Here is a 22,822-nt window from a genome sequence, read left to right as displayed (position 1 = left end):
TGGGGGGTTAGGGGGGGGGCTGTTCCCTTTTGCCCAGGACTTTTGAACACAACTCAAATAGGATTGCTATATTATTCCTAGATTAGCTAAAAATGGAGCGATCGCCACTAAAATAACATTAATTAACTAAATCCATGTTCAGCTAAAAACTCTGGGGTAATTTCTGTTAAGGTGGAAATTGCTGGGATATTATCATAACTTTCAACATAATTCAAGTTTCCTTTGAGATAACTTTGGAGAAATTTCCCGACATATTTTCCTAAAATATCTGCTTCAATATTAACCCAACTTCCCGGTTGTAAATAGCGTAAATTGGTTTCTTGATAACTATGGGGAATAACCGCCACTTGAAACCAATTACCGTCAAGATCACAATCAGAAATTGTTAAACTAATTCCATTGACTGCAATACTTCCTTTTGGCACAATATAAGGAGCAATTTGACGCCGCCAAATATTGGCGTCACTAACAGGAGCGCCAAACCGCATTTCCCAAGAAGTTGCTGTCGAAGTAACGGACTGGAGACACCCGACTCCATCAATATGACCCGTAACAAAATGTCCCCCTAACTTACTTCCGGCTCTTAGGGACGTTTCTAAGTTAAAATAACCTTCTAAACTCTGTCCCAGTTTTGTCCGGTTTAAGGTTTCAGGAGACGCCGTGGCGATAAACCCTTTATCCCGAATTTCTACCACCGTCAGACAAACTCCATCCACTGCTACACTATCACCGATGGCTAAATCCTTTAAAATTAAGTCCACATCCCCCAAGACGCAACTAATTTGGAATTGATCTTGTCCTAGAGGTTGAAGGGTTGCCAGCGCTTGAATAAGTCCTGTAAACATAGAGCAGTTAGTTGTTAAAGGTTGAGGTGTTCAGGGTTGAGGTGTTCACGGTTAACGGTTAATACCTCAACAGCTAAAATCCAATGTCGATTCCGACAAAAATCAAGGCATACTGGAATAGAGTTGGTATAAGTATCTATGGCTTAACCACTGAGCTTGTCGGGAATATTTGATAGAGAGGCTAATAAACGTAATGATTGAAATGAAAGTCGCTGGAATTGCACTCGACGCGGCTACACGCAGCCCGATTATTCTACTGCGAGATGCGGTCGAGAGACGTGCTTTACCGATTTATGTTGGCCAGGATCAAGCCAAATCGATCCTCGGTGCTTTAGAAAATCATAAACCACCCCGACCCCTGACCCATGATCTATTTGTTAATCTTCTCGAAACTTGGGATATGACCCTGGAAAAGATTATCATTCATTCCTTGCAAGATAGCACGTTTTATGCTGTGTTAATTGTCCGTCAAGGAGAAATTAGGAAGGAAATTGATGCTCGTCCTAGTGATGCAATTGCTATTGCTTTACGCACCGATAGCTCAATTTGGGTTATGGAAGAAGTCATTGCAGATGCTTCTATTCCTGTGGATAGGGATGCGGATGAAGCAGAAAGACGAGCGTTTCGAGACTTTATCTCTAACTTGAGTCCTTCGGATTTAATCAAACGTTCAGAACTGAATAAAACCGATGAAACACAATAGGAGAGTCGGGGGAGAAGTCCGTCCTCACTTGCTAACAAGAAAGAACAGTTAATCATCAATATATCAATAATGCGTTATAGACGGTTTGGCAAAACGAACCTAGATTTTTCTGTATTTTCTTTGGGTACAATGCGTTATTTGGCATCTTCAGAAAATGCCTATTTAACAATCAAAAAAGCGATTTCTCTGGGGATAAATCATATTGAAACCGCACAGGGTTATGGTGAAAGTGAATCTTTTTTAGGGGCGGCAATATTAGGGGGTTTGTCAATAGAGCGATCGCAATTTTATATTACGACTAAAATCACCCCCGATTCTAACCCAGATGTGTTAGAAAAAAAAATTGATCAATCCCTAAAACGCCTAAATTTAGATTATCTCGACTGTCTAGCAATTCATGGAATTAACACCAGAGAACACCTAGAACAAACCCTTCAAGGACTATCAGGAGTTGAAAAAGCGATCGCCGATGGTCGAGTACATCATTTAGGGTTTTCAACTCATGCTCCCCTAGAGGTAATTTTATCAGCAATTCAAACAGATTTATTTCAATTTGTCAATCTGCATTATTACTATTTTTTTCAAAAAAATGCGATCGCCATTGAGTTAGCTGCTCAAAAAGATATGGGAATTTTTATTATTTCTCCGGCGGATAAAGGTGGACAACTTTATTCTCCTCCAGAAACCTTAAAAAACCTCTGTGATCCGATTTCTCCCCTAATATTAAATTACCGATTCTTATTAAATGATTCCCGAATTACAACTTTAAGTGTAGGGGCGACGACCCCCGAAGAATTAGAATTAGATCACCCTTTAAAAGTAGCCGACCAAGAAATTGAATTAACCCCAGAAGAAATCGCTATTTTTCAACAATTAGAAACCCAAAAAATAGAACGTTTAGGAATAACAAAATGTAGTCAATGTGATCAATGTTTACCCTGTCCAGAACAGATTAATATTCCCGAAGTCTTACGATTAAGAAATTTAGCTCTGGCTTACGATATGATCGAATTTGGAAAATATCGTTATCAAATGTTTGAAAATGCCGGTCATTGGTTTCCAGGTAATAAAGCAAATCGTTGTAACGACTGTGGCGACTGTTTACCCCGTTGTCCTGAACAATTAGACATTCCTACCTTATTAAGAGAAACCCACGAACTTCTGAAAGGGAAAGAAAGAAAACGACTTTGGGAATAGAAATTATCTGCCTTCGTGTCTTCGTGTCTTTGTGGTTAACTTAATCCTATCATAATTTATGAATTTAATCAATAAACTAGCTAAAGTTTTTATCTGTATCTTGATTTTTAATAGTTTAATTTATCCAGTGCGATCGCAAACATCTCCAGAAATTTCCCTGAATAAACCGACAAAATCCTGTTTTTCAGAAGATGCTGTTTTACCCTTTCCTCCTGTCTCTCAAACCGAACCTAGTATCCCTAATCTTTGGTTAGCTGAAAAACTCTATGAAGACAAAGTTATGAAAACTTGGTATATTGAAAATAATGTTGTGCAACTTTCACCTAATATTTATTTAGATGCTCCTATAACATTAGTAGTAGACCGAGAAAAATGGAATGCACAACAGTATTTAGGACAATATGTATTGGTAAATAGATTTGCGACCGTAGCTCAAAGTTATGGTTATAATTTGCGAGTTTGTAACCTTCAAGGAGATTTACTTGGCTATTATTACTGTGATTTTACCAGATCTCCTTTAGACTGTAAGGTTAAAATTAGATCTACTGGTTTAAGAAGACGAGATTTTAAATAGGAGTCAACAAATTATGATTGCTCAAAGTGAAACAAAAATCTACACTCCTGAAGAATACCTAGAACTAGAAATTGTCTGTGAAACTCGCAACGAATATCGCAATGGAGAAATTATTCCTATGACTGGTGGAACACCTGACCATAACGAAATTGCTGGAAACCTGAACGCTTCTCTCAAACTTGCGTTAAAAGGTCAACCTTATCGCATTTTTATCGCAGATCAACGGCTGTGGATTCCAACTATTAACATCTATACCTATCCCGATGTTATGGTACTGCAAAAGCCCATAGAACTGCAAATCGGACGAAAAGATACAGTGATTAATCCTGTTCTTATCGCCGAAATTCTATCTAAATCCACCCAAAATTATGACCGTAGCGAAAAATTTGCCACCTATCGAACTATCCCAACTTTTAAAGAATATTTATTAGTGGATCAATATCGGATTCATGTTGAACATTATGTTAAAACTGGTGTGAATCAATGGACATTTTCAGAATATGATGATCCGAATATTACTTTATCTTTAAATACCCTGGAATTACAAATATTAATTGCTGATCTTTATGAAAATATTGATTTTATCAATTCCTAATAGAATGATTCCCCCCTTTTTTAGTTGAGGGGGAATCTTTTTAAAAATCTGCTGGAATTAACTGTAATCGGCCTAAATCTAAATCCTCAGAAGGAATAAAATGGACTTCCAATAAAGCCATCATATCCTTAAATTGGGGTTGACCTCGGGAAGCACCCGTTAATCCCATAGCAATAATTAAACCACACCAACCCTTGGTTTCTTTACAGCGTTGTTCCCATTTTTTCCGGGCTTCTTGATGCACCGGATCATCTTCAATAAACTCCCCAAATAAATGTAAATCTCCATCTTCTGTTTTAAGAATTCCCAAGTCATAATTGCAGCCCCGAGTCGGATCTTCACCCGGATTAAAACAAATTCCTTCGAGTCCGCCCGCATCTTGTAAACTGCGAATTAATACCTCAGCTTTCGGTTTAGTAGTTTGAATCACAACCACTGGTAAACCATCGCCAGCTTCTGTAATTTCTGTTTCTGCGGCTTGATGAAATTGGGTATTACTTCGCAAATATTTAGCAGTTTTCCAGGGGATAACTCCCAAACTCAAGAAAGACTTGGGCGGGACTAAATCATCGCGTAACCGAGGAACATCGACGTCCATGTCCTCATCATCATCTTCGTCATCATCCGCCACCATTGACGCCAACTCCGAAGCAATATCGGGTAAAGTTTCCACCTTTACCGAGACCTGTTTTTTCTCCCCATCGGGCAAATCTACCGGAATCCGATACCGACGGTTTAGACTAGGAAACTCATATCGGGCTAATTTTTGACGATGATCCCGTAAAAAGCGATGTAAGGCTTCTAAAGCAATTAAAACAGTCGCCGCTTCTTCATCATACAAAATCGAACGTAATCCTTCTAAGGGATGAAGATTACCAAAATTGGGCTCGATTTCCGATGGGGATAAATTAGTGATACTGACAAAATCATCATCATCCTCGTCCTCATCTTCATCAAAACCATCGGTGCGATCAAAAGTAACAAATAAACAGTCCTGAGTTAAAAAAGCTTCCTCTAAATTTTCATAGGATTTATTGCGAATAATTCTTTCTCGAAACCGTCTTAACGAGTCCAAAGAACGATACAACAATACCCCATAATCCATTCCCAGTTTACCCAAAGTGGAAATATATAAGGTATTAACACCAAATAGGTTTAATTCAACTGAAATAATCTGATGATCTCCTAAATGTTCCCAAGGAGCATCTTGCCAAATTTGATAGGCTTTTTCCGTCACCACTTTTGCATATTGGGCCGGGAGTTGGGGCGGGCGGCTCTGGGCCACTTCCTGTAACCCTCGAAAAATTTCATCAATCAGAGGTAAATCCGGGACATATTCAATGACGATATCTAAATCTTGGAGAACCCCCCGCAGAAAAAATTGAATTTCCCGATCTTTGACCACTATTTTTTGGGGACGGGCCACGGGCGCGGAACTTTGGGGATGTTCGATGGCCCTGAGTAGTGTCCTTACAATTGCTTCTGGCCCCATATCTGATGCCACCATATCCATTGCTCGCACCATCCCCTGAGATCCATCTACCCAAATAATACATTCGCCCGTAGCTTCGGAGTCTGTGTCGGTAGTAGGACTGGCATCGGTTGCCATTGGACGCCGATCTCCTTCCCACACACTGGGAATTTGGGGTAAATTTTTGAGCCTACGGACGGTTGAGTGATTGAGAGTTGCCATCAAATTAATCTTAATCTTGGGGTAGTTTCACCAGTTTCGATGGTGCCACACAACGAATAGCTTAAACTCGCCATGTTGTAATGCAATGCTGTATCCATCTTATAGGAAAAATCCCAGAAAAATCCGTCGCTTTAGGACAGTCCATGGCAAAATCCTACACTCTGTCTTTACTCAACATCCTTACACTGTAGTTTGAAAAATTAATTAAGGGTATCAAAATTCGTTGTCAATTCTATTTGATGATTCGGTTTCAATCAAATCCTTGAGCATCGGATTAAGATTTTTGGGTCGATAATCGGGATCGGCGTTAAGTCGTTTGATAACACTATGATGAATAATAATTTCAGAAGATTTTGGCGATCGCCATTCCTCACCACCCAGAGAATAAACGCCAGTAAGACTATTATCAAATTTAGCCGTTATATCTGGCTTAATCTGGAATTCTTCACTTTCATTTTCAGGGAAACAAAACTCTAATCCTAATTTTTTAGCTTGGTTTATCATCCATTCTAAAGGATAATCCGATAGTCCCTGATATTCTTTAATTCCCCCACCGATACAGTTATGTTCACCAGAAAACCAGACTTCTTTAACTATTTGGTCAGGATTTTTTTCATTTCTCTCCATGACAGCTAAAGGAAAATTTTTGGATTTCTCATCAATGGCAACTGCATGAAAAGCATTTTCTACAATGGGACTTAATCTATTATCAAAAAATTCATATCTCTGATTCCATGGTTTGGCAATTGGTAGCCAAGGGGTTAAATCAGGAATACCTAATTTTCCTACTGTATCCCAACAGCCTAACATTTTAATTGGTACACGATACTGTAGATAGTCTTTTTCGGTATCAATTTTTTTGGAATTTTCTTCACGGAATTTTTGAGCTTTTGGATGATTGGGACTAATTTTTACATCTCGATAAAGCTGATAGGCTTTAGGAATTTCCCGAATCTTGGAACGTTTTAACAAACCACACTTATGGATCATACCCACTAAAGAGCGAACGATGTAGGCTCCACGACTAAAACCCATGAGGTAGATTTCGTCCTGGGCATCTACGTTATAGTTCATACATAAAAAGCGATAGGTTTCTTGAATAATTCTGTCAATTCCCCATCCAAAAGCACCTTCGCCTAAACGTTTGATTAAATTATCTAAATTATCTTCTTCTTCTGTGCCATATCCTGGTAAATAAAAGACAATTTGCGGTGTTTGATCGTCGGCTGCATATTTAACTGATCGGGCAAATTTGATCACATTATTTGGATAGAAACTGGCGGGTTGATTCCAAGTTCCATCACAGCAAATCACTAATCGTTTTTTCTGAATGCCAGAATAAAGTTGATTGGATTCTAGTGTTTCATCATTAGAAATTTGTTCAATAATTATGGGTTGAGTTGATTCTGAAATCGGTTCTAAGATTTCCGATTCTGATATTAGTTCATCGGTAATAATCGGTTCCGAGGTTTCTAATATTAGTTCTAAGATTTCCGATTCTGATATTAGCTCATCGGTAATAATCGGTTCCGAGATTTCTAATATTGGTTCTAAGATTTCCGATTCTGATATTAGTTCATCGGTAATAATCGGTTCCGAGGTTTCTAATATTGGTTCTAAGATTTCCGATTCTGATGTTAGCTCATCGGTAATAATCGGTTCCGAGGTTTCTAATATTGGTTCTAAGATTTCCGATTCTGATACAGGTTCATTAGTGGTCATAGGTTGACTAGATTTTTTAGTTTTAGTTCTGGTTTTAATTTTATTTTTAATCCTGGGAGTTTGTTCAATTTTTTTGGCAGGTAATTTCTCTAATTTCCAACTTGTTCCATAAATTATGCCATCGTTAGTATAGCTGGTTTTGTCATTAACATCCCCATTTAGAGGTAAATAGGCTAATAATCCTAGTTCATCACCGACTAAACGCCGATTCATGTCCTGTTTAATTTCTTCTTGGGTGCGAGCTTGATTCCAAATATAAAATTCAGCCAGGGAACCCTTCCAATGATGAGAACTATTGACAGAAGAACCAATGACCAGTTTTTTGATCCCCGTTAATGGTCTATTATGCCCGTTCCCTCGATGCCAGACTCCTCCATTCCGATAAATGTACATTCGCCCGGTGGTGGAATTTTTCACAAAAGCCCAATGAGTCCACCCATTATATTCTCTGAGTCTCACGGTTTTATCAATGCGATCAAACCCATCCTGATTTCCGGCGTCCCAAAAAATCCGAGTATCTGTTTCATCCCACCAAGGCAAACTAATTTGTAAGACCCGAGTATTTTGATTATTATAAGCCTCAAGAATACTGGTTTGTTCGGTCAAACTGTTTCCGCCCTTAGCCCAAAATTCGATAGTGATGGCTTTGTCCAGGTCGGGAAAACTTTTAGATAACTCTATGTGGTCACTGATACCATCAAAAACTAGGACTGATTTTTGTTCAGACATTAATTTTATCCTAATAAAATTATTAAAGGGTTCTGCACGGGTTTTAAGATATTTTACCTTTGTTTTACCTGTTTTTCTTGCATCATCAAGGAATTTGGCGTAAATCTAAGGTTAATGGATATTCAGGATTTAATTTTAAAGGGGCAACTTTAATCAATCCAGATGTGTGACCCATGGCTACAAATCGTTCTAACATTCGACTTTCTGCTTCTCGATGATTAATCGGAAATTGTTGATAGATCTTACCATTGGGAGGACTCACAAAATAAGTACAACCCCCAATGGAACGGTTTGACTCAGTATCAACAATATCAAAAATCAAGGGATCATGGGGATCAATCGCAGGATGCAATAAAGAAGTATAGCGTCGCGCTCTAAACTTTACCGCACCGACATATTCCCCTGGATTTCCAGTGGATTTTAACGGAATAGGACGACCCTGACAAGTAACAATATATCGAGCCGAATAACTATCAATATTAGCAGAATTTCCTAAAGCATTTCTTAATATAATTTGTACCCTTTCCATGGAGGAATCTACATAACGGGCCGTACTTCCTGACGAGCTTTCTTCTCCTAAAACGTGCCAAGGTTCAATTCCATGACGCAGTTCTAATTCTACCCCCTCTTTTGTGATTTCTCCATAACGAGGAAACCGAAATTCAATAAAAGGAGCAAACCAATCAAATTCAAATTCATAACCAACGGTTTTTAAGTCCTCAATAATTGTTTTTAAATCCTCTCCTAAATAATGGGGTAACATAAACCGATCATGTAGAGTTGTTCCCCAACGAATTAATGAATGAGTATAGGGTTTTTCCCAGAACCAGGCTACTAATGCCCGAATTAATAACATTTGTAATAGGTTCATCTGGGGATGGGGAGGCATGGCAAAAGCGCGAAATTCTAATAATCCTAATTGATTTTTAGGGTTTTCAATTGGGTATAATTTATCAACACAAAAAGCTGAACGATGGGTATTTCCAGTAATATCAACTAATAGGTTTCTTAATAAACGATCTACTAATTTAGGAGCAATATTGGCTTGATATTCCAACTGTTGAAAGGCAATTTCTAACTCATATAAACTTTCATGTCTAGCTTCATCCACCCGGGGAGCTTGACTGGTTGGCCCGACAAATAAATCACAGAATAAAAACGATAAACAGGGGTGATTTTGCCAATAGGTAATTAAACTTCTTAATAAATCGGGACGACGTAATAACGGGCTATCATAAACAGTTTTTCCGCCTATGGTAACATGGGCACCTCCCCCGGTAGGAATTCGTCGTCCATCTAATAGATATTTTTCCGTTCCTAAACGGGATAATCTGGCTTCTTCATATAAAATATTTGTAATTTCGACTAATTCTTGCCAGTTAGAGGCGGGATGAATATTAACCTCAATTACTCCCGGGTCTGGGGTAATTTGAAACCCGATAATTCCTGTATTTACTGGGGGTGTATATCCTTCTATTAGCACTGAATATTGAAGTTGGGCAGTGGTATTTTCAATGGCTGTAATTAAATCTACAAAACTCCGAGGAGAGGAAATTGGAGGTAAGAAAACGTGAATTTTTCCCTGTCTAACTTCCACACTTAAAGCCACCCTAATTGAATTAATTGGAGATTCTAAGGGTTCAAAATTCGGAATAATTGGCGAATGAGTTAAGGGAATAATTGCTTCTGGTTCAAGTTGATCATTTTGCCAATCTAAAGAACTTAAAGGTAAGCGAAATCCTATCGGTAAATTTCCAGTTAAAAGTTCTATTTTGTTGGGAGTAGAAAGTCGCCATTGGCAACTACTCCAATGAATATTTTCTGCTTTTTTAACTGATAAAATAGGTAGTGTATATCCAGATATAATATCAGAATTTAGTTCGTAAGCTGCAATAATACAGTCAGATTTAACTCCTAAATTTCTAACTAAAGATTCAATAAAAATCTGAGCATTTTTTGAGGTATAATTATTGTTTTTATCCTCCTGAGCATAGAGTTCTGGATTATGCCATAAAGGGATTCCATCTGTTCTCCAATAACACCCTAAAGCCCAACGTGGCAAGGCTTCACCTGGATAAGATTTTCCTAATCCATAATGAAGTAATCCACCTTTATGAGCAAATTTAGCTTCTAATCTATTCAGCAGTTGCCAAGCAATTTTGCGTTTTTCTTCTCCTAATGCTGTAACGCGCCATTGGGAAGATTCAAAATCATCAATTGAAATAAATGTTGGTTCCCCACCCATAGTTAAACCGACATTTAAACGTTGTAAATTATCTTCAACTATTTCGCCTAAATTATTAATTTGTTGCCATTGTTCTTGATTATAAGGTTTAGTAACTCTAGGGATTTCGTGATAGCGAGAAACTGTTACTGAAAAGCCTAGTTTTGACTCGCAAGGTTCAAAAGTTCCCTGGACTGGACTGGCATCTTGGGGGTCAGCCACACAAACTAAAGGAATATGACCTTCAGCAGTAATTAAACCTGATGTGGGGTCAAGTCCTATCCAACCTGCACCCGGAAGATAAACCTCAGCCCAGGCGTGTAAATCAGCATTATCATAAACTGGCCCTGGCAACCCATCCAAGGGCGGAATATCATTAGTAAGTTGAATTAAATATCCCGAAACAAATCGAGCCGCTAATCCATAATGGCGTAAAATTTGAACTAATAACCATCCCGTATCTCGACAGGAACCGATTTTTTTCTCCAGGGTTTCTTCACAGGTTTGGATACCAGGTTCTAATCTGATTTGATATTGGATATCTTGGGATAGTTTCTGGCTTAAATCCAGTAAAAAATTAGAGGTATAAACATCCTGTTGACGATGAATTTCTACCCAATTTTTTAGTAATTCTCCCGATTCCGCAATCTCTAAAAATGGACTAAGTTCTTTAGCTAGACGGGGTTCATATTCAAAAGGATAGTTGGTAGCGTAGCTTTCAATTAAAAAATTAAATGGATTAATTGGTTGAATTTGGGCAATTAAATCCACTTCAATTTTAAAATAATCTGTGGTTTGGGGAAAGTTAACCTTAGCCAAAAAATTGCCATAATGATCCTGTAACCAGGTCAGTTGATAGTCGGAGGGGGAAATATTCAGAGCATAACTCAATATCGGTGTCCGACAATGGGGAGCAGGACGCAATCCAATGGTCTGAGGGCCAAGAATTACCGGACGTTCAAATTGATAGGAAATCTGATGGTTAAGACTAACTTTAATAGACATTTTTTCAGAGATAAAATGTTAACTGATCACCAAGAAAGACGCGCCGTGGCACGTCTCTACATTTCCTTACAATTGATGACCACAATTAGAACAAAATCGGTCTTCCGGTTTTACCGATGTCCCACATTGACTACAAAAAGACTTAGGATTCTCCTCCGGTGCACCCGACCCCATTCGTAGTTCCATATTCCCCATTCGCATAGACATCGGGTTCATGTTCATCTGCATATCCCCCATTTTTAGGTTCATGGGTTTCATCGGTTCCATTTTCATCGGTTCCATTTTCATCGGTTCCATCGGTTTCAGTGGAGAAACAGGTACGCTCGTGACTTCCTTAACCGTGAGTTGTTGAGAATCAGTCACCGAGGGCATTTCACCCAGAACACTAACGCTAGTTCCCTGAATTTGTAGGCTTCTTTCCCCTTGTTCGGATATGACTTTGAGTACCATACCATGAGGAGTTTGGAACACCTGGGGGGGTGCTGTCCAAACTCCAGTTGTAAAACTGCTACTCGCTTGTTGCTGTTGTCCAGGGCCACTGCTAATGAGGGTGACAACAGTTTGTGCCTCCTGATTTTCTAAATAAACGCTTTGACCTGTCCCTAGCTCGCATACATAGGCCATAGGAAGGCTCCTTTGTCAACTCTATAGTGCTATTGTGCATTGTAGGGTCGAGTTTCTCAAAGGATAGGGTTTCTTAACAATTGTATTAGAAGTTATCGAGAGAAAAAGTCAATGGAAAATGTATTCGGCACCGTCACAAACTTCTTGTTTTGTAGCAACGACTTCACTTCCATCTTCATAAACGGCGCGAAAATCATAGAAACAATCTTCTTGGCCATCATTAATAGTAATATCAACACTGTCCCCAGGAGCAAGAACATCAACACCCAGAATATCATCTTCCCAATCTGATGTTGTTGGAGGAGACGCATAAAAGTGGGTAATGACTTGACCACTATCATTCGTCATTGTAAAGGTTACTGCTTCTGTTTCTGCGATCGCTTTTGAGGGAATTAGGCCAATTCCAGGAACAAAGAGTGCCATAGCCATTAACATCATAGTAATGGATTTTTTGTTGCCTAACTGATTGATCATTAAGGGTTCCTCGCAAATTCTAGGATTCAACTCATATCCCATTTTTACCTTGAAAATTGAGTTTGTCAAGTGTTCGGTAATTCTATAGATTAATTGGTAAGATGAAAGACGATCCACTCTCCCTCAACAATTGCGATCGCACCCCCAGGAAAGGGATCAGTTTGGGTACGATTTGGGGCATGAATTAAGGCGGTTAATTTTTCAATTTGTTCAAAATTAGCAGATTTTTTCATAACTTTTTGTAACACTTTTCTACTGACTCGACGTTGTAGAGCTTCATGGGTTGGGCGCAGGGCTAAACGATTTATTTTTAATCGATCTTGACTACCATTTTCCCAAAATACCACCTGTTGAAATAGGGTTTCTGTGAGTTCTTCTAAATAGTTAACTTCCGATCGCAATAATTCTGCGGTTTGGGCTAGATGAGATTCGACTTGGGGGTTAAAATGGGTTTGTAAATAGGGTAAAAGTTCTTGGCGAATCCGGTTACGAGCATAGTGTAAATCATTATTGGTAATATCTAGCCAAATCTTTAGGGCTTTTTCTTGACAAAAATGCCCTGTTTGTTCCCTAGTAATATCTAATAAAGGACGAACTAAAATTATCGAATTTGTTGATATTGAATCCAGAGGACGTTGCCAAGTTAAGGCTTGTAAACCATCGGAACCACTACCTCGAATTAAGTTATAAAGTAGAGTTTCAGCCCGATCACTTTTGGTATGACCTGTAACAATATAGGGATAATTATTGCTTTGAGCAATTTCAGTTAAAACCTGATAACGCCATTCCCTAGCTGCGGCTTCTGTAGCGGGAATAATATCGGCGGTTTCTCGATAAAAGGGAATTTGCCAACTATCAGCTAATTGTTCAATATAATCGGTATTGGCTTGAGAATCAGAACGCCAACGATGATCACAATTAACCATAGCAATTTGCCAATGCCATTTGGGTTGTAAATCTAATAATAATCGAATTAAACATAAAGAGTCCTGTCCCCCCGATACCGCCACTAATAAACGTTTAGATCGAGGTAAAATATTGCGATCGCGTAGGGTACGATGGAGTTGGGTATGTAATAGAGTCCATTCAGAAAGATTAGACATGATTATTCGTAAAAGCAGGGAATAGGGAATCGGGAATCGGGAATCGGGAATCGGGAATCGGGAATCGGGAATCGGGAATCGGGAATCGGGAATAGCCCCCCCAAACTCCCCGTGTACGGAGGAGCCCCCCCAAACCTGCCGTACACGGGGGGCTAGGGGGGGAGGGAACAGGGTAGAGGATTTGTAATTAATTTTTTTAGGTACTTACCCAAATTTAGATGGCTTTTATAACGTAATTTCTTCTCCTTGTTCGGTAAAAATTACCTCGTTAATCTGCCAGTTAGAATTACTAATAATTGTTTTTCTCAAACTCCCAAACAATGCTAATTGTTCACAACTAGACAAGGAATTAAACGTTCGATCCGCATTAGTGGGAACGCGAAAATCAATCGTGATAACCTGTTTTTCTGGATCTACATTTACCCGATAATTTAAAGTAAAATCCGAACTACTTTGTTGTGCTAAAACCTCAGCGATCGCCCTTTCTAAAGCCTGTTTTTTGGGAACCGTAATTTGTCGAGGAACTAACTCAGAACATTGAGTATCCACCTGATAAATGGTCACGGGAACCGTGTCAGCATTGGAAATAGCTTGTTTTTGAGGTTCAGGGGTCGGTTGAGGGGAAACGGTGGCTGTAGGCGTCGGTGTCTGCGGGGTTTCGGTTTCCATCGGAGGGGTGCTACAACTACTTAAGTTAAGAATAGTAACACCAAGGATACAAGCGGTCAAAAAGGATTGGATACTGTTCATAGTTCAAAGGGTATTCTAAAAATAACTATTAGTTTATTGTTCAAGCCTTGAGGTTTATATTCCGCTTTGAACGATCACCCAGTATAATTAAATATTGGATCAAAATTCCGATGATTTTAAACCTCAAATTTTGATTCCAAAATCCTATAATTGCTAATTATTTGACAATGGCTACTGCTCCCTGGACTCGCCGCCATATTTTATCCCTAGCTGACTTTACGGCGACGGAATATAATAACATTTTACAAACCGCCACTAGCTTTCGAGAAGTCTTAGGACGTCGCACCAAAAAAGTCCCCGCCCTCCAAGGTCAAGTGGTCGCCAATTTATTTTTTGAGCCCTCAACCCGGACTCGGAATAGCTTTGAACTCGCCGCCAAAAGACTATCAGCAGATACCTTAAATTTTGCTCCGGGGACTTCCTCCCTGACCAAAGGAGAAACCATTCTCGACACCGCTAAAACCTATTTAGCCATGGGGACGGATATGATGGTAATTCGTCATAAAGAGGCTGGAGTTCCCTTTGCGATCGCCGCAGAATTAGACCGTTTAAATGCAAAAGTAGCGGTTTTAAATGCGGGCGATGGTCAACACGAACACCCATCCCAAGCACTATTAGATTTATTCACAATTTGCCGAATTCTTGACCCAGATAACCCTCAAATTGAACAATTAAATGGCAAAAAAATAGCCATTGTCGGAGATATTTTACATTCTCGGGTCGCCCGTTCTAATATTTGGAGTTTAACCGCTACCCAAGCGGAATTACACTTAGCCGCTCCCCCGACTTTACTCCCAGAATTATTTGCTGAATTTGGCAAAAATCGCCCCGGAAAACTATTTTTACATTGGAATTTAGATGAAGCTTTGGAAAATGCCGATTTTGTCATGACTTTGCGCTTACAAAAAGAACGGATGACCGCCCATTTATTACCCAGTTTACGCGAATATCATCAATTATTTGGTCTGACCCACGAACGCTTAAAAGCCTGTAAACCAAATGTGAAAATATTGCATCCTGGGCCAGTAAATCGAGGAGTAGAATTAAGTTCTGAATTAATGGATGATCCCGAATTGAGTTTGATTTCCCAACAAGTAACCAGTGGAATTGCTGTTAGAATGGCACTATTATATTTAATTGGAGGGGGAAAACCCAATTAATTATTATGGAATTTTTATTAAGTACCTAAACAAAATTAATTACATATCCTCTACCCTGTTCCCTCCCCCCCTAGCCCCCCGTGCACGGGGGGTTTGGGGGGGCTCCTCCGTGCACGGGCAGTTTGGGGGGGGCTCCTCCGTGCGGGGTTTGGGGGGCTCCTCCGTGCGGGGTTTGGGGGCTCCTCCGTGCGGGGTTTGGGGGGGCTGTTCCGGTGTTCCCTCTCTCAACTAGGTAATTTATTTTGTGCAACTACTTAATAATTTCCTAATATTTGCCTTAATTGTTTCAATTCAACCTCGGTTAAATCTCGCCATTCACCGGGTACGATTCCTGTTAGACTTAAATGGGCGATCGCAACTCTAACTAACCGTAATGTTGGAAACCCCACCGCCGCCGTCATCTTCCTGACTTGACGGTTACGACCTTCAGTTAAGGTTAATTCCAACCAAGCCGTCGGGACGGTTTTACGAAACCGAATCGGAGGCTCACGGGGAGGTAAACTGGGTTCAGTAGAAAGTAGTTTAACCTGGGCGGGTTTTGTGCGATAATCTGATAATTTTACCCCCTGAGTTAACTGTTGTAACGCTGTTTCATCCGGTATTTTTTCCACCTGTACCCAATAGGTTCGTGGATGGGCGAATTTAGGATCAATTAAGCGATGTTTAACAAAATTATCATTAGTTAAAAGTAACAATCCTTCACTATCTCGATCTAACCTTCCCACAGAATAAACTAAAGGAATAGAAATAAAATCCTTCAGGGTTTTACGCATAGCAGTAGTGGGATCATCATCGGTAAACTGACTCAAAACATCATAAGGTTTATAAAACAAAATATAGCGATAAGACATATAAAAATGACAGAAATATTATTATTATATTGACGAAAACATCAATTTCTCGTATAATGGGGACAAATTCCCTGAGAGCTTGGGCAGACAAACTGCAAAAAATTGTTAAGCTCGTCGATATCCGGGGAGATCCATAATAGTCAGAACCCCGGCATAACTGCTACCATACCAGTTATGCACACTAGCGGCTAGAGTGGCTAGGATGTCAAAATTAACCGTTACTTAAAATTACAGCGAATGGCTAAAGATACTAAAGATACTAAAGATAATTCTAGTTCTGAAAAGAAAAAAGCTCTAACCCAAGTTTTAGGCCAAATTGAGCGTAGCTTTGGCAAAGGGGCCATTGTTCGGTTAGGGGATTCCACCCGCATGAAAGTGGAAACCATTCCCAGTGGTGCATTAACCCTAGACCTAGCCTTGGGGGGCGGTTTACCCAAGGGACGGGTAATTGAAATCTATGGGCCAGAAAGTTCCGGTAAAACCACCTTAGCCCTCCACGCGATCGCCGAAGTTCAAAAAGCCGGAGGAGTAGCTGCCTTTGTAGATGCCGAACACGCCCTAGATCCCAGCTATGCGGCTGTCCTAGGCGTTGATACGGAAAATTTACTCGTTTCTCAACCGGACACCGGAGAAATGGGCCTAGAAATTGTGGATCAGTTAGTGCGGTCTGTGGCCGTTGATATTATTGTAATTGACTCCGTTGCCGCCTTAGTTCCCAGGGCCGAAATTGAAGGGGATATGGGGGACGCCCACATGGGTTTACAAGCTCGGTTAATGAGTCAGGCGTTACGCAAAATTACGGGAAATATTGGTAAGTCGAATTGTACTGTTATTTTCCTGAACCAATTACGTCAAAAAATTGGTGTTGTCTATGGAAACCCCGAAACTACAACCGGGGGGAATGCCTTAAAATTCTATGCCTCTGTACGTTTAGATATTCGTCGAATTCAAACCTTAAAACGGGGAACGGATGAATACGGAATTAGGGCTAAAGTTAAGGTAGCTAAAAATAAAATTGCCCCTCCTTTCCGTATTGCAGAATTTGATATTATTTTTGGAAAAGGCATTTCTACTTTAGGTTGTTTAATTGATTTAGCCGAAGAAACCGGGGTATTAAAACGCAAAGGAGCTTGGTATAGTTACAACGGCGATAATATTGGTCAGGGACGGGATAAAACCCTGATTTATTTAGAAGAAAATGCCACCTTAGCTAAAGAAATTGAACAGAAAGTTAGAGGGGCTTTAGATAGTGGGGCTGTGGTTTCAGCTAATTCTGTCATCCAGGTAGATAGCCATGATGATGAGGATATTGATGCCAGTTCAGAAGAAGAATAAAGTTATGTAGTAAGCCCTTTAGGGCTAAGAGTCCTTCAGGGCCCAGAGTCCTAAAGGACTCACTACAATAGACCCAATTTTTGCAGCGCCACTTCGGCGGCTTTTTTTTCCCCATCCTGTTTTCGCTTCCCTTTTCCATAGCCATATACCTTATCCCTAACCCGAACTTCAATACAAAATTCCTTAGCATGATCTGGCCCAGATTCTCCGATCACATAATATTTCGGGTTTTCACCAGATTTTTCTAACGCCCATTGTTGAAAGCGGTTTTTACAATCAATCAAAGTTTGAGGGGTGGTTTCCGACTGGGGAAATACCATTTCATTCGCAACAGCAGAAAATAACGGATGTATAAACTCTCGGACGACATCAATATGGGTATCTAAATAATAGGCCCCAATATAGGCTTCAAAGGCATCACTCAGTAAGGAAGGGTTGGTGCGTCCACCGTCTCGAATTGCCCCTTTTCCTAACCGTAATAACTCCCCTAAATTAAATTGTACTGCAAATTTAGCTAGTTGTTTTTCATCAACCAACACAGACCGTAAACGAGTCATATTGGCTTCACTCATTTTAGTCATATCTTCGGGATAGCGTTTTTTAAATAGCAATTCTCCCACTAAAAATCCTAGGACTGCATCCCCTAAAAATTCTAATCTTTCATTGTCTTCTCCAGCATTAGGATGTTCATTCAAATAGGAGCGATGGGTTAATGCTTGTAATCGCAATTGTTCGTTTTTGATCTCTGGTAATTTGGTCATAAGCTGTTAAGTATCTAAATTAGTTATTGTTAAATCGTAAAGCCTGTATATTGCAAACTTATCTTGCTACAGCATACGGTTTAAATGCTTAACAGCTTAATCATATCCTATTCAGGCGATCGCAATTTTTCTCAACTTAGACTAAAATCAATTCTCCATTACAATCTTGAATAATTCCCTCCTGAATTACCGCCGCTACAAATTTGCCGAATTTAGCAAAAATCTTTCCATCGGGTTTAGCAATGGATGAGATTTTTTTGTATCCTGAAAGCCGAGGATGGTTTTTAATTAAACGACCCAGCACAGCCAGAGTAGCTTTTTTTCCTTTTTCTTGAACTGTTTTGATCAATTCAATTAAACATTTTTTAGCTTCTTCATAAGGAATCATAGCGGGAGAATATACTGTTTCTGGAGTTGCTTGATCGAGCTTAACGGATGGGATTAATTTATCAATATTATAGGCTATATCAACTGCTTTTTTTAAAGATTTCTTAACATTAGTACGAGAAATCAATATTACTTTTATCCCTAACTCTTGTAACTCTTTAACTAAGAGTAAAAAGTCTTTATCCCCTGTAATTAAAATTACAGTTTTAATGCTCTTATCTAATATTGTATCATATTTGCAAGTTTGAATAATCTCATCATCAGCGGCATTTTTTTTCCTCGAAGCAACATGAATTGTTTTAACACCTTCCTGATAGAGAGTCTGTGCCAATAGCTCATTTGTTTGGTTCCAGTAATGATAAGCCTTGTGAATCAGGATATCACCTTGTTGATTTAAAAATAGATTTAACAATGGAATTTTTTCAGGAGAAATCCAAACATTTTGAACATCCCAATAAATTGCTGTTTTGCCTTTCATAAGTGGCTCCTAATTTTTTTTGAGGAATTAGACGCCTAGCATTAATCGAGTTTTAAATTCCAACCCTTCAGACCCCTTCGCCTGAATTAAGACCTATTCGCCATTTCCGAGTCCAAAACAGAACTCCAAAACTAGCACTTTCAGCGCAGTGTCTAAAGAATTGAATTAAAACCCTTAGTTTTGATTGTGTTTGGCTAAAGTCTCAGGTATCGGAATCAGAAATATAGCAAGAGGCAACAGACATAAGACAAGGGATAGGAGTAAAACACTTAATAATTAAGGATCACAGCCATCATTAATGTCCTAACTGGATTGGCAACTGCTATATTTTTGATTCCGATAGATGAGACAGAAGTCAATTTTCCACTCAAACCTATTACTAGGTGTTTCCATTATAATCAAGCCATCCGAAAATGTCAAGTATTTTTTTTGCTATTTAGGTTAGGGCTGATAATTTCAAACTCCAACAGAGGATAACACACTCGGCTGGAGTCTAAACACCTGCTATAAGAGTTCAACTTGCATAATACCCTCGCCAAAAAGTTCAACTATACCCCCCTTAATATCTTCCTTAGTGTCTTCGTGTCTTTGTGGTTATTTCCACAAAAAAATGACGAAGGAGATATTGCTTACAAAAATAGGGTTGATCCCAGGAAAAACCCCACTTTGTAAGATCGATCGCTAACAAAAACAGTTTTTTGTTAAAACACTGAGATTTTATTGCAGTTTACTAAAACGTCTTCCCTGAGATTAGGGATTTTCGTCAGTATTATTTTCATTTTCTTTATCTTTCTTATGGCTATTCTTGCCACCTTTGCGTCCAATGGCCGCCATGTGTTCACGATTTTGGCTGACCGCCTTACCGCCTTTGCGTCCAGCTTCTCGGGCTTCTTCGGAAGTAAATTCATGAGCGCGTCCCGATTCATGGGCTGCTTTACCGCCTTTACTAGCAATTTCCCGTTGCTTTTCTTGATCCATTGAAGCAAATCCACGTTTTTCCGTAGCCATGATTTTCTCCTTATTTTTTATTAATTGGCTAAACACTACTGTATCTGTATGATTAGGATTAACCTTCTACCAGAAGATAGACTTAACCTTTTTCACCAATAAACCGAAACCATAATATTAATGGTAGCATTTCTAATTGAACTCATGGGGAAATTTTCTATTTATTATTCGCTCCAGACCCAGACCCCAAAATCATGCCTCTACTTAATAAACAATGGTATAAAATAAATCTTTCATTTTTTCCTTTCCTACCTGAGTAAATAATTCATCAAGGGAACTAGCATCCGCAATTAAATGACCTTTTTCTAAAGCCACCCATCTGCCTCGATAATGTTCACGATGGCGAATTACCCAATTGAGATTTAAAGGAGTATCAGGCTTGCGAGATAGTTGATAAAAAGGCACATCGGGGGAGGATAAAATTCGAGCATAGCGTTGAATCTTATCATGATTCGGATAATCTTGACTGGCTTGATTAGAAAGGGTTTTAGCTTGATGAAAATTCCCTTGACATAACGCCAAATCAATCGCTTGAATTAATTCTTCTGGGGTATCAGCATTCATGGGGATTAAAAACGAATAAACTTCAGCCCTTAACGATTAGCGACCAGAGACTCGAATCAAAACTAAACGTTGACTGCTTCAGTTTAATAGGATGGAAAGGCAAACCAAGGCAAAATAAGAGCGGATTAAACCCGTTCGTCCGGGTGTTCGCGTATCCAATCTTGCCACAAATCCGGGCGGCGTTCACGGGTACGTTGAAGTTGTTGTTGCTTTCGCCACTGCTCAATTTTGCCATGATGCCCTGACAATAAAACATCAGGAACGGGTATTCCTCTAAACACCGCCGGACGAGTATAGTGAGGATAATCTAGTAATCCCTGTTCAAAACTTTCAGCTTTCAGAGATTCCTCCTTTCCCACCGTTCCAGGTAATAATCGCACAACTCCATTTAAGAGTGCCATGGCTGGAATTTCTCCCCCGGTGAGGACAAAATCCCCCAAAGAAACTTCCCGGGTTACTAAGGAGATAATTCGTTCATCAATGCCTTCATAATGTCCACAAATTAAGACAATCTGATCACAGTTTAACGCTAAATCTCGGAATAGCTCTTGGTGCATTTGTTCCCCTTGGGGAGTCAAAAAAATCACTTCTCGACGGGGTAATATAGGTAAGGACTCAACCGCCAAGTAAATCGGTTCTGGTTTCAAAACCATCCCCACACCCCCCCCAAAGGGTTCATCATCGACCCGGTGATGTTTGTCCTGGGTGAAGTCCCGGGGATTCACTAAATGGACATGAGCAATTTCTTTCCCCAGGGCTTTACCCAGAAGACCTGAGCTAAGGGGAGAAGCAAAAAAATCAGGAAATAAAGTAATAATGTCAAAACGCACAGTATTATTAATTGATCAATTAGGCTTAAAATTTTTTTAAGCTCAAACTTGTAACAAACATTTAATGGTATATGATAATCCATAAACTAAAATATTTGTTAATTCGTATCAAAATATACTAAAATGGATCAGCTTTTTTGAATCTGGCTTTGCTACCAGAACTGGGTTCGGTGCGAATTTCACCCGTGAAACAATTAGGAGTCCAAGGACGGCTAACCTAATCACTCCCGTGGCTGAACCCAGTATAGATTGATTCGAGGAGACACACTATGCAGCAGTTGACATCTCAAGCCCTTGAACAAATGATTCCCCAACAAACCAAAACCTCTATCATGATTATTGGTGGAGCCGAAGACAAAGTTCATGGACGTGAGATTCTGCAAACCTTTGTTCACCGGGCTGGTGCTTCCAACGCCCACCTTGCCATCATTCCCTCTGCCTCCCGCGAACCAGTGGTTCAGGGAGAGAGATATAAAAAAATCTTTGAGGAAATGGGGGCCACATCCATTGAAGTCTTTGATATTCGGGAACGCCATCATTGTGAAGATCCCAAGTGGCACGCCTTCTTAGAAACCTGTACCGGGGTATTTATGACGGGGGGGGATCAATTGCGGCTTTATAGCTTATTGGCCGATACCCTGCTGATGGAAAAAATTAGAACCGGAGCCAGACAAGGGCGCATGGCCTTGGCTGGAACCAGTGCTGGAGCCGCTGTAATGGGCCACCAAATGATTGCCGGAGGCGGAAGTGGGGAATCTCCCAATCGCTCCCTGGTAGATATGGCAACGGGCTTAGATATTGTGCCAGAATTAGTTGTAGATCAACACTTCCATAACCGGAATCGCATGGCACGGTTAGTGAGTGCTGTCGCAGCCCACCCCGACAAAATTGGCATTGGCATTGATGAGGATACCTGTGCCCTATTTGAAGCCCAAGGTTTACTGCGGGTCGTAGGAAAGGGATGTGTAACCATTGTGGATACCCACGAAATGTCCTATACCAATTTAGTGAATGCTGGAGCCACCGATCCCCTAAGTGTATTCAATTTGCGGGTACATATTCTATCCTATGGTGATCAGTATAACTTTCACTCCCGTCGTCCAAGTTCTGCTCCCAGTGTGTAAATTGACATACATGATCGGTGAACTTGGCCAAATTCAAGGTTTTCCCCTCTAATTTGAAGATGGGAAACCCTGATTAGGGGTGATTG

Annotated in this window: 21 protein-coding genes; 7 read left to right on the top strand and 14 right to left on the bottom strand. The window is 39.8% G+C overall.

All coding sequences use genetic code 11. The features are described from left to right. Positions 1 to 122: 122 nt before the first annotated feature. Positions 123 to 845: a riboflavin synthase gene (gene ribE, locus AC559H_RS11650; protein WP_026788670.1), complete on the bottom strand. Its 723-nt coding sequence runs from the start codon at positions 843 to 845 to the stop codon at positions 123 to 125. A gap of 193 nt (positions 846 to 1,038) precedes the next feature. Here ribE and AC559H_RS11645 point away from each other — a divergent pair, with 193 nt between their 5' ends. The 4 genes from AC559H_RS11645 (at position 1,039) to AC559H_RS11630 (ending at position 3,914) form a co-directional block, all read left to right on the top strand. Then, positions 1,039 to 1,548 (top strand): bifunctional nuclease family protein, encoded by a 510-nt coding sequence (locus AC559H_RS11645; RefSeq protein WP_026788671.1) that lies wholly within the window; start codon positions 1,039 to 1,041, stop codon positions 1,546 to 1,548. 69 nt (positions 1,549 to 1,617) lie between these two features. After that, positions 1,618 to 2,745, top strand: a complete 1,128-nt coding sequence (locus AC559H_RS11640; RefSeq protein ID WP_026788672.1) for an aldo/keto reductase — start codon at positions 1,618 to 1,620, stop codon at positions 2,743 to 2,745. Positions 2,746 to 2,803: 58 nt separating this feature from the next. Further along, a complete protein-coding gene (locus AC559H_RS11635) occupies positions 2,804 to 3,319 on the top strand; it encodes a hypothetical protein (RefSeq protein WP_026788673.1) in 516 nt (171 codons plus the stop codon). Between the two features lie 13 nt (positions 3,320 to 3,332). Continuing rightward, positions 3,333 to 3,914: a Uma2 family endonuclease gene (locus AC559H_RS11630; protein WP_026788674.1), complete on the top strand. Its 582-nt coding sequence runs from the start codon at positions 3,333 to 3,335 to the stop codon at positions 3,912 to 3,914. Positions 3,915 to 3,954: 40 nt separating this feature from the next. Here the strand turns inward: AC559H_RS11630 and AC559H_RS11625 are convergent, their stop codons facing one another. The 7 genes from AC559H_RS11625 to AC559H_RS11595 form a co-directional block, all read right to left on the bottom strand. After that, on the bottom strand, positions 3,955 to 5,607 hold the full coding sequence (locus tag AC559H_RS11625) for a DUF6930 domain-containing protein (RefSeq protein ID WP_026788675.1): 1,653 nt from the start codon (positions 5,605 to 5,607) through the stop codon (positions 3,955 to 3,957). Between the two features lie 213 nt (positions 5,608 to 5,820). Continuing rightward, positions 5,821 to 8,058: a phospholipase effector Tle1 domain-containing protein gene (locus AC559H_RS11620; protein WP_026788676.1), complete on the bottom strand. Its 2,238-nt coding sequence runs from the start codon at positions 8,056 to 8,058 to the stop codon at positions 5,821 to 5,823. 85 nt (positions 8,059 to 8,143) lie between these two features. Then, positions 8,144 to 11,287: a transglutaminase family protein gene (locus AC559H_RS11615; protein ID WP_026788677.1), complete on the bottom strand. Its 3,144-nt coding sequence runs from the start codon at positions 11,285 to 11,287 to the stop codon at positions 8,144 to 8,146. Positions 11,288 to 11,353: 66 nt separating this feature from the next. Continuing rightward, entirely contained in the window at positions 11,354 to 11,911 is a 558-nt protein-coding gene (locus tag AC559H_RS11610) for a zinc ribbon domain-containing protein (protein WP_026788678.1), read from the bottom strand. A 108-nt stretch (positions 11,912 to 12,019) separates the two neighbouring features. Next, on the bottom strand, positions 12,020 to 12,385 hold the full coding sequence (locus tag AC559H_RS11605; RefSeq protein WP_148292358.1) for a hypothetical protein: 366 nt from the start codon (positions 12,383 to 12,385) through the stop codon (positions 12,020 to 12,022). A gap of 89 nt (positions 12,386 to 12,474) precedes the next feature. Continuing rightward, positions 12,475 to 13,488, bottom strand: a complete 1,014-nt coding sequence (tilS, locus tag AC559H_RS11600; protein WP_026788680.1) for a tRNA lysidine(34) synthetase TilS — start codon at positions 13,486 to 13,488, stop codon at positions 12,475 to 12,477. A 225-nt stretch (positions 13,489 to 13,713) separates the two neighbouring features. Beyond that, positions 13,714 to 14,238, bottom strand: a complete 525-nt coding sequence (locus tag AC559H_RS11595; protein ID WP_026795762.1) for a hypothetical protein — start codon at positions 14,236 to 14,238, stop codon at positions 13,714 to 13,716. 167 nt (positions 14,239 to 14,405) lie between these two features. Between AC559H_RS11595 and AC559H_RS11590 the strand changes: the two genes are divergently transcribed. Further along, positions 14,406 to 15,398 carry an aspartate carbamoyltransferase catalytic subunit gene (locus AC559H_RS11590; RefSeq protein WP_026788682.1) on the top strand — a complete coding sequence of 331 codons (993 nt, stop codon included), beginning with the start codon at positions 14,406 to 14,408 and terminating at the stop codon, positions 15,396 to 15,398. A gap of 254 nt (positions 15,399 to 15,652) precedes the next feature. Here AC559H_RS11590 and AC559H_RS11585 read toward each other — a convergent pair whose 3' ends face one another. Then, the gene (locus AC559H_RS11585) at positions 15,653 to 16,249 is read right to left on the bottom strand and encodes a pseudouridine synthase (protein WP_026795764.1); all 597 of its coding nucleotides are present in this window, start codon (positions 16,247 to 16,249) and stop codon (positions 15,653 to 15,655) included. A gap of 237 nt (positions 16,250 to 16,486) precedes the next feature. On the opposite strand from AC559H_RS11585, the gene recA reads away from it, so the two are divergent. Then, positions 16,487 to 17,584 (top strand): recombinase RecA, encoded by a 1,098-nt coding sequence (recA, locus tag AC559H_RS11580; protein WP_026795765.1) that lies wholly within the window; start codon positions 16,487 to 16,489, stop codon positions 17,582 to 17,584. Positions 17,585 to 17,646: 62 nt separating this feature from the next. On the opposite strand, the gene rnc is transcribed toward recA, so the two are convergent. The 5 genes from rnc to trmD all read right to left on the bottom strand — a co-directional run bounded on the left by rnc (position 17,647) and on the right by trmD (position 21,612). Further along, complete coding sequence (rnc, locus tag AC559H_RS11575) at positions 17,647 to 18,345, bottom strand: ribonuclease III (RefSeq protein ID WP_026788686.1); 699 nt, start codon at positions 18,343 to 18,345, stop codon at positions 17,647 to 17,649. 136 nt (positions 18,346 to 18,481) lie between these two features. Next, positions 18,482 to 19,210: an NYN domain-containing protein gene (locus tag AC559H_RS11570; protein ID WP_026788687.1), complete on the bottom strand. Its 729-nt coding sequence runs from the start codon at positions 19,208 to 19,210 to the stop codon at positions 18,482 to 18,484. Between the two features lie 750 nt (positions 19,211 to 19,960). Further along, positions 19,961 to 20,218, bottom strand: a complete 258-nt coding sequence (locus AC559H_RS11565; RefSeq protein WP_036833253.1) for a KGG domain-containing protein — start codon at positions 20,216 to 20,218, stop codon at positions 19,961 to 19,963. Positions 20,219 to 20,422: 204 nt separating this feature from the next. Next, positions 20,423 to 20,782, bottom strand: coding sequence for a hypothetical protein (locus tag AC559H_RS11560; protein WP_026795766.1), 360 nt, complete (start codon positions 20,780 to 20,782; stop codon positions 20,423 to 20,425). Positions 20,783 to 20,907: 125 nt separating this feature from the next. After that, positions 20,908 to 21,612, bottom strand: a complete 705-nt coding sequence (gene trmD, locus AC559H_RS11555; RefSeq protein ID WP_026797026.1) for a tRNA (guanosine(37)-N1)-methyltransferase TrmD — start codon at positions 21,610 to 21,612, stop codon at positions 20,908 to 20,910. 269 nt (positions 21,613 to 21,881) lie between these two features. Here trmD and AC559H_RS11550 point away from each other — a divergent pair, with 269 nt between their 5' ends. After that, positions 21,882 to 22,736: a cyanophycinase gene (locus tag AC559H_RS11550; RefSeq protein WP_026788691.1), complete on the top strand. Its 855-nt coding sequence runs from the start codon at positions 21,882 to 21,884 to the stop codon at positions 22,734 to 22,736. The last annotated feature ends 86 nt before the right edge of the window (positions 22,737 to 22,822 follow it).

This window comes from Planktothrix prolifica NIVA-CYA 540 (assembly GCF_963864145.1).
Lineage (GTDB): Bacteria > Cyanobacteriota > Cyanobacteriia > Cyanobacteriales > Microcoleaceae > Planktothrix > Planktothrix agardhii.
Note: the sequence above shows the minus strand (reverse complement) of the source record. Positions and strands in the feature narration are given on the sequence as shown.

Coding starts and splice junctions, on each gene's coding strand:
- AC559H_RS11640 (WP_026788672.1), top strand. CDS start 1,618: ATGCGTTATAGACGGTTTGGCAAAACGAACCTAGATTTTTCTGTATTT.
- tilS (WP_026788680.1), bottom strand. CDS start 13,488: ATGTCTAATCTTTCTGAATGGACTCTATTACATACCCAACTCCATCGT.
- AC559H_RS11590 (WP_026788682.1), top strand. CDS start 14,406: ATGGCTACTGCTCCCTGGACTCGCCGCCATATTTTATCCCTAGCTGAC.
- AC559H_RS11595 (WP_026795762.1), bottom strand. CDS start 14,238: ATGAACAGTATCCAATCCTTTTTGACCGCTTGTATCCTTGGTGTTACT.
- AC559H_RS11605 (WP_148292358.1), bottom strand. CDS start 12,385: ATGATCAATCAGTTAGGCAACAAAAAATCCATTACTATGATGTTAATG.
- AC559H_RS11625 (WP_026788675.1), bottom strand. CDS start 5,607: ATGGCAACTCTCAATCACTCAACCGTCCGTAGGCTCAAAAATTTACCC.
- AC559H_RS11645 (WP_026788671.1), top strand. CDS start 1,039: ATGATTGAAATGAAAGTCGCTGGAATTGCACTCGACGCGGCTACACGC.
- rnc (WP_026788686.1), bottom strand. CDS start 18,345: ATGACCAAATTACCAGAGATCAAAAACGAACAATTGCGATTACAAGCA.
- AC559H_RS11550 (WP_026788691.1), top strand. CDS start 21,882: ATGCAGCAGTTGACATCTCAAGCCCTTGAACAAATGATTCCCCAACAA.
- AC559H_RS11560 (WP_026795766.1), bottom strand. CDS start 20,782: ATGAATGCTGATACCCCAGAAGAATTAATTCAAGCGATTGATTTGGCG.
- AC559H_RS11570 (WP_026788687.1), bottom strand. CDS start 19,210: ATGAAAGGCAAAACAGCAATTTATTGGGATGTTCAAAATGTTTGGATT.
- AC559H_RS11630 (WP_026788674.1), top strand. CDS start 3,333: ATGATTGCTCAAAGTGAAACAAAAATCTACACTCCTGAAGAATACCTA.
- AC559H_RS11635 (WP_026788673.1), top strand. CDS start 2,804: ATGAATTTAATCAATAAACTAGCTAAAGTTTTTATCTGTATCTTGATT.
- recA (WP_026795765.1), top strand. CDS start 16,487: ATGGCTAAAGATACTAAAGATACTAAAGATAATTCTAGTTCTGAAAAG.
- ribE (WP_026788670.1), bottom strand. CDS start 845: ATGTTTACAGGACTTATTCAAGCGCTGGCAACCCTTCAACCTCTAGGA.
- AC559H_RS11610 (WP_026788678.1), bottom strand. CDS start 11,911: ATGGCCTATGTATGCGAGCTAGGGACAGGTCAAAGCGTTTATTTAGAA.
- AC559H_RS11585 (WP_026795764.1), bottom strand. CDS start 16,249: ATGTCTTATCGCTATATTTTGTTTTATAAACCTTATGATGTTTTGAGT.
- AC559H_RS11620 (WP_026788676.1), bottom strand. CDS start 8,058: ATGTCTGAACAAAAATCAGTCCTAGTTTTTGATGGTATCAGTGACCAC.
- AC559H_RS11565 (WP_036833253.1), bottom strand. CDS start 20,218: ATGGCTACGGAAAAACGTGGATTTGCTTCAATGGATCAAGAAAAGCAA.
- AC559H_RS11615 (WP_026788677.1), bottom strand. CDS start 11,287: ATGTCTATTAAAGTTAGTCTTAACCATCAGATTTCCTATCAATTTGAA.